At 49.1% G+C, this 15,633-nt stretch carries 16 protein-coding genes; 14 read left to right on the top strand and 2 right to left on the bottom strand.

What is annotated here, in order from left to right; translation table 11 throughout:
* The first annotated feature begins 50 nt into the window (after nucleotides 1-50).
* From AC3WQ3_RS06870 to AC3WQ3_RS06820, 11 genes are all read left to right on the top strand, one after another.
* Entirely contained in the window at nucleotides 51-608 is a 558-nt protein-coding gene (locus tag AC3WQ3_RS06870) for a GNAT family N-acetyltransferase (protein ID WP_193725049.1), read from the top strand.
* 214 nt (nucleotides 609-822) lie between these two features.
* Nucleotides 823-1,659, top strand: a complete 837-nt coding sequence (locus tag AC3WQ3_RS06865; RefSeq protein WP_492471832.1) for an alpha/beta hydrolase — start codon at nucleotides 823-825, stop codon at nucleotides 1,657-1,659.
* A 115-nt stretch (nucleotides 1,660-1,774) separates the two neighbouring features.
* The gene (locus AC3WQ3_RS06860) at nucleotides 1,775-3,418 is read left to right on the top strand and encodes an AraC family transcriptional regulator (protein WP_492471831.1); all 1,644 of its coding nucleotides are present in this window, start codon (nucleotides 1,775-1,777) and stop codon (nucleotides 3,416-3,418) included.
* Nucleotides 3,419-3,536: 118 nt separating this feature from the next.
* Nucleotides 3,537-4,538, top strand: coding sequence for an ABC transporter substrate-binding protein (locus AC3WQ3_RS06855; RefSeq protein WP_492471830.1), 1,002 nt, complete (start codon nucleotides 3,537-3,539; stop codon nucleotides 4,536-4,538).
* 23 nt (nucleotides 4,539-4,561) lie between these two features.
* Nucleotides 4,562-5,569 (top strand): FecCD family ABC transporter permease, encoded by a 1,008-nt coding sequence (locus AC3WQ3_RS06850; protein ID WP_492471829.1) that lies wholly within the window; start codon nucleotides 4,562-4,564, stop codon nucleotides 5,567-5,569.
* Nucleotides 5,562-6,584: an iron ABC transporter permease gene (locus AC3WQ3_RS06845; protein WP_154896183.1), complete on the top strand. Its 1,023-nt coding sequence runs from the start codon at nucleotides 5,562-5,564 to the stop codon at nucleotides 6,582-6,584. The genes AC3WQ3_RS06850 and AC3WQ3_RS06845 overlap by 8 nt, the downstream gene beginning before the upstream one ends.
* 36 nt (nucleotides 6,585-6,620) lie before the next feature.
* Entirely contained in the window at nucleotides 6,621-7,352 is a 732-nt protein-coding gene (locus tag AC3WQ3_RS06840; RefSeq protein ID WP_492471828.1) for an alpha/beta hydrolase, read from the top strand.
* 102 nt (nucleotides 7,353-7,454) lie between these two features.
* A complete protein-coding gene (locus AC3WQ3_RS06835; protein ID WP_492471827.1) occupies nucleotides 7,455-8,210 on the top strand; it encodes an exodeoxyribonuclease III in 756 nt (251 codons plus the stop codon).
* A gap of 296 nt (nucleotides 8,211-8,506) precedes the next feature.
* Nucleotides 8,507-9,490: an alpha/beta fold hydrolase gene (locus tag AC3WQ3_RS06830; RefSeq protein WP_154896186.1), complete on the top strand. Its 984-nt coding sequence runs from the start codon at nucleotides 8,507-8,509 to the stop codon at nucleotides 9,488-9,490.
* A gap of 44 nt (nucleotides 9,491-9,534) precedes the next feature.
* The gene (locus AC3WQ3_RS06825; protein ID WP_336780402.1) at nucleotides 9,535-9,714 is read left to right on the top strand and encodes a hypothetical protein; all 180 of its coding nucleotides are present in this window, start codon (nucleotides 9,535-9,537) and stop codon (nucleotides 9,712-9,714) included.
* 167 nt (nucleotides 9,715-9,881) lie between these two features.
* Nucleotides 9,882-10,859, top strand: a complete 978-nt coding sequence (locus tag AC3WQ3_RS06820; RefSeq protein WP_492471826.1) for a diaminopimelate dehydrogenase — start codon at nucleotides 9,882-9,884, stop codon at nucleotides 10,857-10,859.
* Between the two features lie 112 nt (nucleotides 10,860-10,971).
* Here the strand turns inward: AC3WQ3_RS06820 and AC3WQ3_RS06815 are convergent, their stop codons facing one another.
* Nucleotides 10,972-11,796 carry a pentapeptide repeat-containing protein gene (locus AC3WQ3_RS06815; RefSeq protein ID WP_336780825.1) on the bottom strand — a complete coding sequence of 275 codons (825 nt, stop codon included), beginning with the start codon at nucleotides 11,794-11,796 and terminating at the stop codon, nucleotides 10,972-10,974.
* Nucleotides 11,797-12,147: 351 nt separating this feature from the next.
* Between AC3WQ3_RS06815 and AC3WQ3_RS06810 the strand changes: the two genes are divergently transcribed.
* On the top strand, nucleotides 12,148-12,687 hold the full coding sequence (locus AC3WQ3_RS06810; protein ID WP_153979595.1) for an NADPH-dependent FMN reductase: 540 nt from the start codon (nucleotides 12,148-12,150) through the stop codon (nucleotides 12,685-12,687).
* 210 nt (nucleotides 12,688-12,897) lie between these two features.
* Here AC3WQ3_RS06810 and gdhA read toward each other — a convergent pair whose 3' ends face one another.
* Entirely contained in the window at nucleotides 12,898-14,274 is a 1,377-nt protein-coding gene (gdhA, locus tag AC3WQ3_RS06805) for an NADP-specific glutamate dehydrogenase (RefSeq protein ID WP_154896187.1), read from the bottom strand.
* Between the two features lie 388 nt (nucleotides 14,275-14,662).
* Here gdhA and AC3WQ3_RS06800 point away from each other — a divergent pair, with 388 nt between their 5' ends.
* Together AC3WQ3_RS06800 and AC3WQ3_RS06795 are read left to right on the top strand one after the other, a co-directional pair.
* Nucleotides 14,663-15,136, top strand: a complete 474-nt coding sequence (locus AC3WQ3_RS06800; RefSeq protein WP_492471825.1) for a GreA/GreB family elongation factor — start codon at nucleotides 14,663-14,665, stop codon at nucleotides 15,134-15,136.
* Entirely contained in the window at nucleotides 15,126-15,632 is a 507-nt protein-coding gene (locus AC3WQ3_RS06795) for a cation:proton antiporter regulatory subunit (protein ID WP_492471824.1), read from the top strand. Before AC3WQ3_RS06800 ends, AC3WQ3_RS06795 begins: the two co-directional genes overlap by 11 nt.
* Nucleotide 15,633 lies beyond the last annotated feature (1 nt).

Below are 15,633 nucleotides of genomic sequence, written 5' to 3'. Positions count from 1 at the left end.
ATCCGAGATGAATAGAATTTGATAACAGTTTGGCTGAAAGGAGAAGATCCATGAATACCCCGTTTATGTTTGACGAGTTCCCTGTGCTTCAGACCGACCGCTTCAACCTGCGAGCTGCAGATGAGCAGGATGCCTCGGATCTTTTGGCGTTGTATTCCAATGAGACGGTTGTGGAATTCATGCCATTTACACCTTTTGAGAGTGTGAACGATGCGATGGATGAGATAGGCTGGTATACGAAGATTTTCAGGGAACAGTCCGGTTTGCGCTGGATGATTGAAGATGTGGAATCCGGTAAAGTGGTGGGTACCTGCGGGTTCCTCAATAGAGAAGAAGTACATAACCGTGCAGAGATTGGATACGATTTGCATCCCGAGTATTGGGGGAAGGGCGTTATGACTGAGGTAGCACATGTCGTAATGCATTTTGGCTTCACGAACATGCAGCTAAACAAGATTGAAGCGAAAGTGGAGCCGAAGAATGAGGCCTCGATCAGACTGCTGCATAAGCTTGGTTTTCAACAGGAAGGTCTGCTGCGGCAGCATGAGTTTGAAAAGGGACGCTACATCGATCTTGCGGTGTTCTCCAAGTTAAAGAGCGAGGTATAGGAAACACGAGCCTGCAAGAATTCACATAGGCTAAAGGCCGCGCCTCTTCGCGGCCGAACGAAGACCGGACCATGTTCCGGTCTTTTTTCGTTTTTTGGGAACTCTGCATGAACGGTGCATTATCCATACTAGACGAGGAGATCGTCCATGGAGGGATAGAAGGGCCTTGGATATAATCAAAAGTTACTGCATTAACAACAAGGAGGAATCGTCAATGAAACAGGTCATGAATCAAGATGGCATGGGTCCGGGAGTAATCTTGCCGGGAACATCTGTATATAAGGGGCGCGCTGAACGGAGTGGACGCGAGTATGTAATTTACGTTTTTGTTCCGGACATCGCTTCGCCGCCCAGCGGATATCCCGTGATCTATCTGCTTGATGCCAATGCCGTGTTCGGTACCATGGTTGAGGCGATGCGTGTTCAATCCGTGCGTTCAGACAAAACTGGAGTGGTCCCGGCAGTGATTGTCGGGATTGGTTACGAGGCTAAGCAGCCCTTTCCACCAGAGAGATACTACGATTTCATGATGCCGGTTCCGGAAGCGGATTTGCCTCGAAGACCGGATGGCGCAAGCTGGCCTGAATATGGAGGGGCAGAAGCGTTCATGCATTTTATTGAAGAACAGTTGAAGCCGGAGGTGGAGGAAAAGTATTCCATAGATCGCAGCAGGCAATCCATCGTAGGTCACTCCCTCGGCGGGTTATTCGTATTGCAGATGCTGCTGGGCAATCCCGGAACATTTCGCCATTACATCGCAGGCAGTCCGTCCATCCACTGGAATTCAGCTTGGATTGAACAGCAGAGAGCATCATGGGTTTCGCGCACGGAGAATTGTGGGACGGAGATGCACGTATTAATTGCAGCAGGGGAGCAGGAAGAAAGCCACCCGAGCGGCGTAGTGGGTCGTTCCAGAGAGCTCGCACATTGGCTGGGCCAGACGGGACTTGAGGGCTTCAGTGCCGAGTTTACATGTTTTGAAGATGAAGGTCATATTTCGGTACTGCCGATATTGATGAGCAGGGCAATCCGGTTTGCCTCCATAGGATAATGGATCACTCTTTTCTAATGTGTCGATCCTGAGAAGGTCGTGCGACATCCTGCGTAAATTTGATATACTAGAACAAGTAAATGAGAATGGTTATCAAATGGAGGCAGGAAAATAGATGATTTCCCAAAACTTTCACAAGGATCGCCTGGTGGGTTCCGAACATCCACTCGATCGTCTGACGTTGAAAATACGAGATATTGAGAAAATCAAATCCAGAGCAGGATGGGTGCTGCCTCAGCAGCATACATCCTCTTATATATTGGTCATGGTTACAGGTGGTGAAGCTTTGTTAACCCTGGATCACCGTTCCGTAAACATAAGGGCACAAGGCGTATATTCATGTGTGCCTGAATCAACGTTTGGCTTGGCATCTTTTGGAGAAGAGGGCGCTGAAGTAACATTGGTCCGTTTCGATCTGTATGAGGAAGACCAAGAAGACACAAGTTCGCTTCGTCTCATTAAGGATACACCTTTGTTTCGATCTGGTAGGGAACTGGCAGTGGCTTCCACCCTGCAGCTGGCTTTCCGTTGTGAAGAAATGAATAACTTCTGGCACAGTGGCAAGCCGATGGGCCGTTACCATGCTTATCTGGAATTCCTGCAGTTTCTGGTTCACGTTACAGAGGCTCACACACCACTTAAGGAAGACTCGCAAATGTTGATTCAGCGCACCAAAGAATACATTGATGAACATTCCAATGAGAATCTGACGGTGGAACTTCTCGCAGGCATGGCCGGACTCAGCCCAAAATATTACGTGGACTTGTTCAAACGAAGATATGGAATGAGCACCACGGACTACATATCAGGACTCCGGATCAACCGGGCGAAGCAATTCATGGCCAGCACGGATCTGCGTCTGCGGGACATCGCCCACCAGGTCGGGTATCAGGATGAGTTTTACTTTAGCCGCAAATTCAAAAAAATCGTTGGCGTATCCCCTTCGGTATACATGAACAGCCGTCGCCGCAAAATTGCTGCCTATCATATTGGGGTGACGGGACATTTGCTGGCGCTGAACATGATTCCATATGCTGCTCCGCTGCACCCCAAATGGACGGCCTATTACTATCGTATGTTGGGCAAGGACATCCCGGTGCACCTCAGTGCCTATCGTCTGGACGTGGAATGGGAATCCAAAATCCAGGCTCTGCAGGAGCATCAACCCGAATTGATTATCAGTTATGACCATTTGCGGCCTGAAGAGAGGAACCGGCTAGAAGAAATTGCGCCTGTGCAGTATATTGCAGCTTCGGAACATTCTTGGCGTGTACAGCTGCAGACGCTGGCTGCGCAGGTGGGAGGAAAGCAGGATGCCGAGGCCTGGCTGGCAAGCTATGACCTCAAGGTCCAGCAGGCTAAGGTGCTGATGCAGCAGGAACTCGGTAATGACACAGCTGTAGTTGTACGCCTGCTGAAACAGCAGTTCACCCGGTACAGCTCACCTTCCATGGCGGAGGTTTTCTATGGTGATCTGGGGGTTAAGTCCGCCTATTCGAGTCCACAGGGCGCGGTATACAACGAACCCATTAGCCTGGAACAATTAAGCGCCATGAAGGTGGATTGCATTTTCCTGATGGTGTGTCAGGAAAGTGAAACATTATCCGTATGGGAGGATGTGCAGAAAACATCCCTATGGCAAAACATCAAGGCGGTGCAGAATAACCGTCTGTATATCATTACGGCTGACCCTTGGCTTGAAAATTCCCCTGTATCCAATGAACGAATGTTGGATGACATGATGAATCTGCTTCGGTAAATAATCCATAGGGATTCAGGACAGAGTCCATGGTCCTGTTTGTCATTCTTGTTTATCATTCAATAATGATTATTATTCTCAATTAGAGAATGGAACTATTGAAGGGGGATCACCAGAGATGAAGAAAAAACTGGGGTTGCTGCTGGCATTGATCTGTATGCTGACTGTTCTGGCGGCATGCGGTAATCAGGAAGATACAGCAGGAGGAACGGAAAATTCAGCTCAGGCCGAAAGTACGGCAGCGAGTAGTGAGACGGAAACAACCGAAGCAGCAGAAGGAACAAGAACCATTCAATATCTGGATCAGGAATATAAGGTGCCAACGGATGTTCAACGAATCGTAATCACCGGTTCGATGGAAGCGATGGAAGATGCGTTGGTATTGGACGTACACCCTGTAGGTGCAATCACCTTCGGCGGGAAGTTCCCGGAGATGTATACCTCGATTACCGATCAAGCAGAGTCCATTGGACAGAAGATTGAGCCAAACTTTGAAACCATCTTGTCACTGAAACCGGATATTATTCTGGGCACCACCAAATTCAAGCCTGAAGTGGCTGAGCAGCTCGGCAAAATTGCCCCGTTCATTCAGGTATCTCACATTTCCACGAACTGGGAGGCCAATCTCAATCTGCTCGCTGAGTTGACAGGCAAGCAGGAGTTGGCCAAACAGGAGATTGAAAAATACAGAGCAGCCCTGACAACGGCTCAGGTAGAGCTTGGTGATACACTGCAGAACAAAAAGGTTGTGGCGGTCCGAATCCGTAATGGACAGATGTATGTATATCCCGAGTCGGTCTTCGTGAACCCGATCCTGTACAATGACCTTGGATTCCAGGTCCCTGCCGAGATTCAGGCAGCGAAAGCACAGGAAGCAATCTCCGTGGAGAAATTTGCCGAGATGAATCCGGATGTGGTGTTTATTCAATTCGAAGCAACAGAGAATGCAGACACGCCGAATGCGCTTGAAGATCTGAAGAATAACCCGATTCTGCAGAAAACGAAGGCCCTGCAAAATGATCAGGCGTTTGTTAACGTGATTGATCCGCTTGCCGAAGGAGGTCCGGCGTGGAGCCGAATTCATTTCCTGGAGGCCGCTGTTGAGCAGCTAACCAAATAATTAGAGCAAGGCGTGTATAATCCATGCAAAAAAGAAGATTGAATCCGGCGGTGCTGTTCGCAGCAGCACCCCTGATTATTGCAGCCACCATTCTGGCATCCATTCTGTATGGAGCCAAAAATATTGATGTTTCCACGGTCATTGCAAGTATCTTTGAATTTGACACGAACAGCATCGATCATCAGATCATTGTGTCTTCACGGCTTCCACGCGTGATTGGTGCTCTGCTGATCGGCGCTTTTTTGGCCGTATCCGGCGCTCTCATGCAGGGGATGACAAGAAACTATCTTGCCTCCCCTTCCATTATGGGGGTATCCGATGGGTCGGTCGTTGTAATCACGCTATGCATGGTATTTATGCCTAATACGTCTTCCCTTGGGCTTATTTTTTATTCCCTGGCGGGATCTGCTCTGGGAGCAGGGCTCGTATTTTTCATTGCCTGGCTGCTGCCCGGCGGAATGTCCCCTGTGCGGCTTGCCATCCTGGGCACGATTATTGGCACGTTTCTAGGTAGTGTGTCGCAGGCTGTAGCGACCTACTATCAGGTCTCCCAGACCATCAGCTTCTGGTACAACGCCAGACTGCATCAGATGGATCCGACCATGATCAAGCTGATTATTCCCTTTGCTGTGGTGGGATTGGCGTTAGCGCTGATCCTTTCGAAGTCCGTTACCATTCTGTCCATGGGAGATGACGTTGCAACAAGCCTGGGACAGCGGACCGCATGGGTCAAGGCATTATCCATCCTGAGCGTTGTTATTTTAACGGGGATTTCCGTGGCATTGGCAGGGAAGATCGCATTTGTCGGCTTATTAATACCGCACATCACGCGTTTTTTCTTCGGTGTGGATTACCGCTGGGTTGTTCCTTGTTCAGCCATTCTGGGCGGGATATTCCTGGCATGGTGCGACATTCTGAGCAGATTCATCAATTCACCATTTGAAACACCGATTGGGGTTGTCACCGCATTGTTTGGTGTGCCTTTTTTCCTCTATCTGATCAAGACCAAAGGAGGGGGAAAACATGCCTGAACGGAAGCGGGGAAGATTATGGGCCGTTATATTCGTATGTGCAGCTATTATCGCAACGGCAGTGTATATCAGTCTGACGAACGGCACGTTCGATATCTCGATCATGGAGGTAGTCAAAACCTTAATGCGGCTGGACCCCGTTCATGAACATGACCTGGTTATTTTCGACTTCAGGCTGCCGCGCATCGTCATTGCCCTGCTGCTTGGGCTGGGACTTGGCATTGCAGGGGCGGTTATTCAGGGGATTGCCCGCAATCCGCTGGCTGATCCAGGCATGCTTGGAATCAATGCAGGAGCGGGAACGGCCATGGTGCTGTTTATGCTTCTGTTCCAGGGTTCCATATCGGGGACCGGCTGGTTGTCCATTATGGCCATGCCGCTGTTTGGGCTGATCGGAGGCTTAGTGGCGGTAACTCTTATTCTGTGGTTTGCCCAAGAGCGGGGACAGCTGGATTCGCAGCGGCTGATCTTGGTCGGGATTGCCATCGGTTCGGGCTTTAGTGCAATCACGCTCTATCTTTCCCTGAAGATGAACCCTGGGGACTTTGAGATGGCCACCGTCTGGTTGACCGGCAGTATCTATAATGCCAACTGGCGTTTCATTGCGGCCATGATACCCTGGCTGGTGCTGCTTATTCCGCTGCTTTGGCTGAAATCCCGTGTACTTGATGTAATGCAGCTGCAGGAGGCCAGCAGTCAGGGGCTCGGCGTGGATGTGCACCGGGAGAGAAGACTGCTGCTGCTCGGCAGTGTGGGACTGGTCAGCGCCTGTGTTGCCGTATCCGGCAGTATCGGATTTGTTGGACTCATCGCTCCTCACATTGCCAGACGACTGGTGGGACTTCATTATAAGCGGGTCATTCCGGTATCCGGGCTGGTAGGTATGGCCATGGTCGTCGTGGGTGATCTGATTGGCAAAACCGTATTTGCCCCGGCAGAGCTGCCCGTAGGCATTGTGATCTCCATTATCGGAGTACCGTATTTTATATTTTTGCTGCTCAAAAACCGGATGTGATTGGCCGGATTCGCATTGGAGGAGAGGAATCCTAGCATGAGTAAATGGATACATGAGACAGTAGGCGGCTGGACGCTTCATCTTCTTCTTCCACCCTCCTACGCCGATGGAGGTCGTTATCCTGTCGTATATATTCAGGATGGGGGAGCAGTAGCCAAGGTCTGCAGTAATCTTCTGGATCACTATTATCGAACGAGAAGGCTGCCCGAAGTGATTTTGGTTGGCATTGAGCCCCATAATCGGAACGATGATTATACGCCTTGGCCAATGCCGGCCCTTACGGCTTCGTTTTCGTCTTTTGGCGGGCAAGGCAGAACCTATCTGGATACGATCATCAATCAGTTGAAACCGCACGTGGACTCGAACTACCGCACATTTTCAGATCGAGTGAATACGGGGATTATGGGTTGTTCACTTGGGGGCTTAATTTCCCTGTATGCAGCCACCGAATTCCCGCATGTATTTGGCAAGGTAGGGGCACTGTCTGCTTCGATGTGGTACGAAGGATTTTTGGATTACATGACCGGGCAATCCTGGTCTGATCGAAGTGAGCTGAAGCTGTATATGTATGTGGGCAGCCTGGAGGGGATCTACAAACAAAATATTCAGGCCCATATGCTGGACTATACGCGTGCAGCGGTCAGGGCGATTCTGGCAAAGGGATATCCCGCTGATCGGTTGAACTACGTGGAGGAAGAGGGAGGAACACATGACATGCTGTTCTTTGCCAAACACTTTTCCGAAGCGCTGGAGTGGCTGTTTACCTAGCGGGAACTGCCTTTGAGCACCCCTCGTCCCATTTCCAGGCGGATAACCTTGTCCTTATGAATTCGCCCATGCTATATTGGGGAGATGTGAGGAGATGAGGATATGAAGCTGGTGTCCTGGAATGTGAATGGGTTAAGGGCATGCGTTACGAAAGGATTCATGGATTATTATAAGGAAAGTCAGGCCGATATTTTCTGTGTGCAGGAGACCAAACTTCAGGCAGGGCAGATTGAGATGGACCTCGGGGAAGATGTGTACCAATACTGGAACTATGCCATCAAAAAAGGATATTCCGGTACCGCCGTGTTTACCCGGGTCAAGCCGTTATCCGTCCGCTACGGGATGGAGGAAGACAGTGAACCGGAAGGCCGGATGATTACGCTGGAGTTTGACCGCTTTTACCTGGTGAATGTATATACGCCCAATGCGAAGCGTGATCTGACCCGTCTTCCTTATCGACTGGAGTGGGAGGATCGTTTCCTGAAATATATCCTGCAGCTTGAGCAGACCAAGCCGGTCATTGTCTGTGGTGACCTGAATGTGGCTCATCAGGAGATTGACCTGAAGAATCCGAAGCCCAATATGGGCAACTCCGGATTTACGCTGGAAGAACGGGGGAAAATGACCGAACTGCTGGCGGCGGGATATGTGGACAGCTTCCGGCATTTGTATCCAGATCGCACGGACGTGTATAGCTGGTGGTCTTATATGCCAAAGGTACGGGAGCGGAATGTGGGCTGGCGTATCGATTATTTCCTCGTGTCCAATCAACTGGCACCACTGGTTGAAGATGCAAACATCGACTGTCATGTGATGGGCAGTGACCACTGTCCAGTCGGATTAACGCTGCAACTGTAGCAGTCGCAGAATAGGCTGAATAATAGAGTAAGGTGAGAACCGCAGGTTTCCGATAATGCATCGGGAATTTGCGGTTTTTTGGTGTGAACTGGGTTGTCTATCCCCTCTAATAGAATGCTGGACAGTCCCTTCTCAGCCCGCAGGGTAGGTCATGAACTGGACTTTGGTTGGGGGAAGAACTGGACCCCGGATTGTTCCGGTTACAACGGTTCTTGGGTAGGATTAAAGAATACATATAGGAACGTTATGCAAGGCATAGACGAAGATGAGATTAGCGTGTAAGGGGTAGAGAAGCGATGAACAAGGGTTTACGGAGAGTGGTGAAAGTATTAGGTGGCCTGATGCTGACGACAGGTCTGCTGCTGCTTACAGGTACGGCTTACGAAGCTTATCAGTCTGCACAGGATATGAAGTCATATACGCCGCCTGGCAGGCTGTATGAGGTAAGTGGACGTAATATGCACCTCTACTCGGCGGGGAAGGGATCCGTGACCGTTGTACTTGCATCAGGCTGGGGAACACCGAATCCCTACGTGGATTTCAGTCCGCTGTACGACAAGCTGAAATCCCATGTAAAAATTGCCGTGTATGACCGATTCGGGTATGGATACAGCGACTATACAGAGCAGCCGCGTGACATCGATACCGTTGTAGATGAAGTGCATCAATTGCTGCGCAAATCCGGTCAGCGACCACCGTACATTATGGTGGGTCACTCCCTGGGATCTCTGGAGACCATTCGATATGCACAAATGTATCCGGATGAAGTGGCAGGTATTGTTATGATCGATGGGGGTAGTCCTGAATATTACAGCACGGCGGAGATGGATGCGCCAGACTGGTATTTCGATTCAGCAAGATTTCTGGTGAAAACCGGTATTGCACGAACATTGCTGCATTCGGATCGGATGATGGCAACGCTGGTTATTGACCCGGACCTGGTTGCAGAACCAATGAAAAAGGCCGCTACCCGTTCGACGCTGAAGCATGCGTACAACGACAACGTGATGGATGAGCTTCATCGTTCCAAGGTTAACGCAGCCCGTGTGCTGGAGAACAAACAGCCATTTTCCTTTCCTCTAACCATTCTTACGGCCGGATCAGATCAACCAAGTGAGGGAAGCCGGGCATGGCAGGCAGATCAAGCCGAGTTTGCCTCATGGTCCGTACAGGGGAGACAGCAGATAGTTCCTCACGCCAAACATTACATCCATAACAGTCAACCGGATGCCGTTGCGGGTGCCATTTTGGACATGGCTGAATCCACAGGTCACAAATGAAACATATAATCTCCGAAACAAACAGCGAACAGGAGGCAGATTGGATGAGAAAATTAAGGGTCGTCACCAAGTTCGCATCCTTGCTCCTGGCAAGCAGTGTACTCTCTCTCTTGATTCTAACCGTATCTTTCTTGTGCTTCACAGCCAGAGTAGATGCAGCATCTGTAGCACATTTTACCGAACAGTCGGATTACATCATTCATGTGTTTCGATTATTTTTCTAGGTCCAGGATAGGAATGAATGGCTCATGCTTTGCATGAAAGCAGCTTGGTGCTGCATTAGTGCAAGGTATTTTTGATTTCGACTGGAAACCTAACAGGTTACATGGTATGTTATATCTTTATACTAGAGTAGTAAGCAACTATAGAAGAAGACAGGAGAGGATCGAACATGGTTAAAGTTGGTATCGTAGGTTACGGAAATCTGGGTAAAGGCGTGGAGAAAGCCATTGTGCAAAACCCGGATATGGAGCTTGTTGCTATATTTACACGGCGTAATCCGGAGCAGATGGTTGCAGAAGGTACAGAAGCTCGTTTTGAGCACATCTCTGCTGCCGAGCAATACATAGGTAAAATTGATGTCATGATTCTGTGCGGCGGTTCGGCAACGGATCTTCCGGAGCAGACACCTGCCATTGCCAAGTTGTTCAATACGGTGGACAGCTTCGATACACATGCGAAAATTCCTGAATTCTACGCGGAAGTGAATGCTGCAGCAGAGCAAGGCGGTCACGTTAGTGTGATCTCCACAGGCTGGGACCCAGGCTTGTTCTCCATGAACCGTCTGCTCGCCCAATCCATTCTGCCAGAGGGTAAAGAGTACACATTCTGGGGCAAAGGGGTCAGTCAAGGTCACTCCGATGCAATCCGCCGTGTTCCAGGGGTTAAGGCAGGTGTTCAGTACACTGTACCTGTTGAAGAAGTGATTAACCGGATTCGCGCAGGCGAGACACCGGAACTGTCCACACGCGAGAAACACCTGCGTCAATGCTATGTCGTGGCTGAAGAAGGTGCTAACCAGGATGAAATTCGGGAAACCATTGTATCCATGCCGAACTATTTTGCAGATTACGATACAACGGTAACGTTCATTACTGAAGAGCAGCTTAAATCGGAACATGAAGGTATGCCGCACGGTGGATTTGTTATTCGTAGTGGTGTTACCGGTACAGGCCAAAAGCAAATTGTGGAATTTGGTCTGAAGCTCGATAGCAACCCTGAATTCACCGCCAGTGTACTGGTCGCTTATGCACGGGCTGCACAGCGTTTGAGCTTGGAAGGACATAAAGGTGCCAAAACCGTATTTGATATTCCACTTGGTCACCTGTCCCCGAAATCCGCTGAGGAACTTCGCCGCGATCTTCTGTAAATGTTCGAAATAAAACGATTCATTTATTGCAATAAATAGAAACAGCCTGTCCTTCATTATGAGGGACGGGCTGTTTTTGTTAAAGCTCTCTCTTATATAGCAGAGGATATCTTTACAACCAGTGCTCAGGCAAGTTGAGATGAGCTGGCAATCTGGTACGGGAATTTCCTTTGGCTGCATTCAGCTGGGATTGTGTCAGAAAAATGCTCCCGGTCAGATCTGCTCCGCCCAGATCCGCATCACGCAAGTCGGCACCGATTAGATCAGCATGTCTCAAGTCGGCATTGCGCAGGTCACAAGCAATCATTAAGGCGCCCCGAAAGCTTGCTCCCCGGAGGTCAGCTCCTCTTAAATTGGCGCCTAGGAAGTCTCTTCCTTTCAGTTTCTTGCGTTTGGAGTTCCCTTGCTCAGGGCTGCTGGATGGCGCATGCGCACGTACCAGTTCACTCCCCTGCAGCAGAAGATCGTTCACGACCGTCCGCTGAGAGGGAATATCCAGACGCAGAATCGCGGAAGGCTCCAGATCGGTGAGGCGTTCCGTCTCCTGGTATACGCTGCGGATGGCATCGTGAAGAGAGGAGGTTTCCGGCCGCAAGAGCATTTCGTTCATATAACTGAGCAGTTCATGCAGTTGTCTCATGACAGGCAGGCAGTCGAACATTTCGGCAGCAGATTCCGGATGATCCCGCCAATCTCTGCCCGCATAGGTTACTTGGGACAGCTTCTGGCCTGCACCAAAGCAGTCATAGACGGTGCAGCCCTTGAAGCCCTTTTGCCGGAGCTGCGTATGGATGCCGCAGCGATTGTCAGAGCGCAGGTTGGAGCAAGGGGTGCCGCTGGCTTTGTCAAAAGCAAAGTCGGATGACTTGCCATAAGGCAAGGCAACGCAGCACAGCCCGAAACACTGCTCACAGTCCGTGTATAAATGAGGGCTCATCGTACTGCCGTGGGATAGATTAGACAATGTGTACACTTCCTTTGATAAATGAAAAAACTGGATATTTAGTGTTAATATCACTTTACCATTACACTGAAATATGATCAATTCCTATAGGTTTCCATATGGGAGGGCAGAATTGCAGCATAAATAGGAATCAGCATTGATATGATATGTAGAGATAAAAAAACATTTGCAAACTTTATGTAAGTTACTTGACTAATTAAACCATATAACTTATTATCAATAAAAAGCCAAACAATTAAACGGATGCAGGATGGTGTAGATATGGGATTTATGGATAAGTTATTCGGTAAAACTAACAACAACACACAAGAGGAGGAAACAAAGATGTCGAAATTAAATATTGGGATTATTCTTGGGAGTACACGTGAAGGTCGGTTGAGTCCGCAAGTAGGAGAATGGGTGAAAAAGATCGCTGATTCACGCGGTGATGCCAACTATGAAATCGTGGATATTGCCGATTATAAGCTGCCGCTATTGGGCGAAGCTGATGCAACAGAACAGGCTACAGCCTGGAACACCAAGCTGGCGAGCCTCGATGGATTCGTATTTATCGTACAGGAATATAATCACAGCATCTCTGCATCACTGAAAAATGCACTGGATTATGCTCGTGAAGCCTGGAACGATAAAGCTGCAGGAATTGTTAGTTATGGCTCGGTAGGCGGTGCTCGTGCGGCAGAACATCTGCGCGGTATTCTGGGAGAACTGTCGGTTGCGGATGTGCGTGTTCACCCGGCACTTTCTTTATTCACCGATTTTGATAACGGAACCTTCAAACCGGCTGATCTGCACTTGACCAATCTCAACGGAATGTTGGACCAAGTGTTGTCCTGGAGCGGGGCACTGAAAACCGTTCGTTCATAAACCATATTGACTGTGATAGCCGCCATTTTGGCGGCTTTTTTGCGTAAGGGAGAACGGAACCACATGGACCCTCTCATCCTGTAGTGGCCTGAGGTGCTCCGATCATTTCAAAAGATGAAAAAGGACAGCTCTCCTCAGGGAGAACTGTCCTTCATGAATAAAGTTATGATGTGCACACGCTTCAAGTGGAACGGTCAAATTGATTAAAACTTAGACTACGCCTTGAGCGAGCATGGCATCGGCTACCTTCAGGAAGCCTGCAATGTTGGCTCCTGCCACAAGGTTTCCAGTACAGCCATATTGATCCGCTGCCTCCACACAGCTGTTGTAAATGTTCCGCATGATCTCATGCAGCTTCGTGTCCACTTCTTCAAATGACCAGGACAACCGCATGCTGTTCTGAGACATTTCAAGGGCGGACACTGCAACTCCACCTGCGTTGGCTGCTTTCGCCGGACCGAACAGAACGCCCTCTTTCAGGAAAAGATCGATTGCAGCAAGCGTGGAAGGCATATTGGCTCCTTCACCGATGGCTTTGACGCCGCCTTGCACGAGCAGTTCAGCAGACTGTTCATCAATCTCATTTTGCGTTGCGCAAGGCAGCGCGATATCGCACGGGATGGACCAGATACCTGCACAGCCCTCGGTGTACACCGCATGAGGATGCTCTTTGACGTATTCGCTGATCCGCAGGCGATCCACTTCTTTCAATCGTTTTACGGTATCCAGGTTAATTCCTTCTGCATCGTATATGTATCCTCCCGAGTCACTGCAAGCCACGACCTTGGCGCCGAGCTCCTGAGCCTTTTGGATGGCGTAAATGGATACATTGCCTGAACCGGAAACAACCACTGTGCTGTCCTGGAAGCTCAGCCCTTTCGATTTCAGCATCTCGTTCACGAAGTACACACAACCGAATCCAGTAGCTTCCTTGCGAGCAAGGCTTCCCCCATACAGCAGACCTTTCCCCGTTAATACCGCTGCATCATGCCCGCTGCTAATGCGTTTGTACTGTCCGAACATGTAACCGATTTCCCTCGCGCCTACACCAATATCGCCTGCAGGTACGTCCGTATCGGAACCGATATATTTATACAGCTCTGTCATGAAGCTTTGCGTGAAACGCATTACTTCCAGATCAGATTTTCCTTTGGGATCGAAGTCGGAACCGCCTTTACCACCGCCGATCGGCAGTCCAGTCAGTGCATTTTTGAAAATCTGTTCGAAGCCCAGGAACTTCACAATTCCGGAATACACGGAAGGGTGGAAGCGCAGTCCGCCTTTGTAAGGACCGATGGCACTGTTGAACTGTACGCGGAATCCACGGTTCACTTGAACCTTGCCTTGGTCATCGACCCATGGTACGCGGAACGTAATGACACGCTCGGGTTCAACCAGCTGTTCGAGCAAGCTGTTGTTCATGTATTTCGGGTGCGCTTCAATCACAGGAATGAGTGAGTCCAAAATCTCTTTTACAGCCTGATGGAATTCATGTTCTTGCGGATTTCTGGCGATAACCGATTCATAAACGGAATGAACATATTCTGCAGCAGTGACTTGAGTTGATTCTTGAGTAATAGTGGACACTTTTTCGATGCACTCCTTTATTGTGTTAAAGTCTGTGGTTGGCTATTTGCATAAATTGCATAAAAGTTTGTAGTTAAATATACAGGAAAGAAAATAAAAATACGAGATGAAAACCCATAAAATGTTTTTTATGACGTTATTAAAATGTTCTATGGATCTATCATGTGGTGTAAAGATTACATTCCAACAATTGGATAATACAGCCGATTACCCATTTTGAACGGGAAGTTAGCTGAATAGACTGGATTAAAAAATTAGTTTTGGTAAGATGGTAAGAAGGCCCCGGTTTCCGGGGCTTTTATCTAACAGAAGGAGGAAAACAGGATGATGAACAGCAACATGCGAATTCATGTGGAGAACAAAGCTTGTATAGGAGGTGAGATCTATTATGAACCATAGGTCTAACCTTCAACCTTGCAGAGAAATACTGGTGAAACAGCTCATTACATTAGGTGAAGAGAAAAGGACTTTTCTCGACGCCTATTTTGACGTGCGTGAACCCGAGCGGATACAGATGGAGAAATTATTGTCTGCTTACACCGAATATGTCCAGAAGCTCCTGCTCGGCCCGGATGAGCTTCTCCATTCCGTCGTGCTTATTGGGAGCGAGATCCGATTTGATTACATTGATTTCCATACGTCGGATGCATTCAAGATTGTCATGCCTGAAGAGGCAGATCCGGATGCAGGGCGCATCTCCTTTCTCTCGCCTGTAGGACGTCAATTGCTGCTTAGCAGCAAAGGGGAAACGAGATCCGTTACGATCCCGGCTGGTTCCATGAGGGTGCGTATTACGGAAATCACTTGGAGTAATACAACCTTGAATCCGGTGTCTTCAGGAGGTGTGGATCATGCACTTTAAAGAGACGGATTTACCGGGAATTGGACGCAAGTATTGGCTGCACACCCGTAGCGGAGAGCATTTGATTATCGTGATTCATAATGATGAGCGGCGCGATCTGTTTCACATGGAATCCGGAGACACGCCTGAAGAGGTGGGGGATATGGTATCCCTTGTAACCTTGGATGACGAAGAGGCCCGTGCAGTCGCTGCCGTCGTGGGAGGCATGACTTATAAGCCGAAATTCCAGGATGAACGGGAAGTTATGCTCGATGGCTTACTGATCGAATGGTTGCGAATCGAACCTCATTCACGAAGTATTGGAAGAACGATAGGGGAACTGGATATCCGCCAAGCGACGGGGGCTGTCATTCTGGCGGTGGTGGAGAAGAACAGGGAGAAACAGTTTAATCCGGGTCCAGACTACACATTTGCCTCAGGGGCTACGATTGTCGTGGCTGGAGAGCGGGATCAGATCAGGCAATTAAAACGGTTATTATCCGATGGACGGTTGTAGC

The organism is Paenibacillus sp. FW104-T2, assembly GCF_058789975.1.
Note: the sequence above shows the minus strand (reverse complement) of the source record. Positions and strands in the feature narration are given on the sequence as shown.

Coding starts and splice junctions, on each gene's coding strand:
- AC3WQ3_RS06870 (WP_193725049.1), top strand. CDS start 51: ATGAATACCCCGTTTATGTTTGACGAGTTCCCTGTGCTTCAGACCGAC.
- AC3WQ3_RS06865 (WP_492471832.1), top strand. CDS start 823: ATGAAACAGGTCATGAATCAAGATGGCATGGGTCCGGGAGTAATCTTG.
- AC3WQ3_RS06860 (WP_492471831.1), top strand. CDS start 1,775: ATGATTTCCCAAAACTTTCACAAGGATCGCCTGGTGGGTTCCGAACAT.
- AC3WQ3_RS06855 (WP_492471830.1), top strand. CDS start 3,537: ATGAAGAAAAAACTGGGGTTGCTGCTGGCATTGATCTGTATGCTGACT.
- AC3WQ3_RS06850 (WP_492471829.1), top strand. CDS start 4,562: ATGCAAAAAAGAAGATTGAATCCGGCGGTGCTGTTCGCAGCAGCACCC.
- AC3WQ3_RS06845 (WP_154896183.1), top strand. CDS start 5,562: ATGCCTGAACGGAAGCGGGGAAGATTATGGGCCGTTATATTCGTATGT.
- AC3WQ3_RS06840 (WP_492471828.1), top strand. CDS start 6,621: ATGAGTAAATGGATACATGAGACAGTAGGCGGCTGGACGCTTCATCTT.
- AC3WQ3_RS06835 (WP_492471827.1), top strand. CDS start 7,455: ATGAAGCTGGTGTCCTGGAATGTGAATGGGTTAAGGGCATGCGTTACG.
- AC3WQ3_RS06830 (WP_154896186.1), top strand. CDS start 8,507: ATGAACAAGGGTTTACGGAGAGTGGTGAAAGTATTAGGTGGCCTGATG.
- AC3WQ3_RS06825 (WP_336780402.1), top strand. CDS start 9,535: ATGAGAAAATTAAGGGTCGTCACCAAGTTCGCATCCTTGCTCCTGGCA.
- AC3WQ3_RS06820 (WP_492471826.1), top strand. CDS start 9,882: ATGGTTAAAGTTGGTATCGTAGGTTACGGAAATCTGGGTAAAGGCGTG.
- AC3WQ3_RS06815 (WP_336780825.1), bottom strand. CDS start 11,796: ATGAGCCCTCATTTATACACGGACTGTGAGCAGTGTTTCGGGCTGTGC.
- AC3WQ3_RS06810 (WP_153979595.1), top strand. CDS start 12,148: ATGTCGAAATTAAATATTGGGATTATTCTTGGGAGTACACGTGAAGGT.
- AC3WQ3_RS06800 (WP_492471825.1), top strand. CDS start 14,663: ATGAACCATAGGTCTAACCTTCAACCTTGCAGAGAAATACTGGTGAAA.
- AC3WQ3_RS06795 (WP_492471824.1), top strand. CDS start 15,126: ATGCACTTTAAAGAGACGGATTTACCGGGAATTGGACGCAAGTATTGG.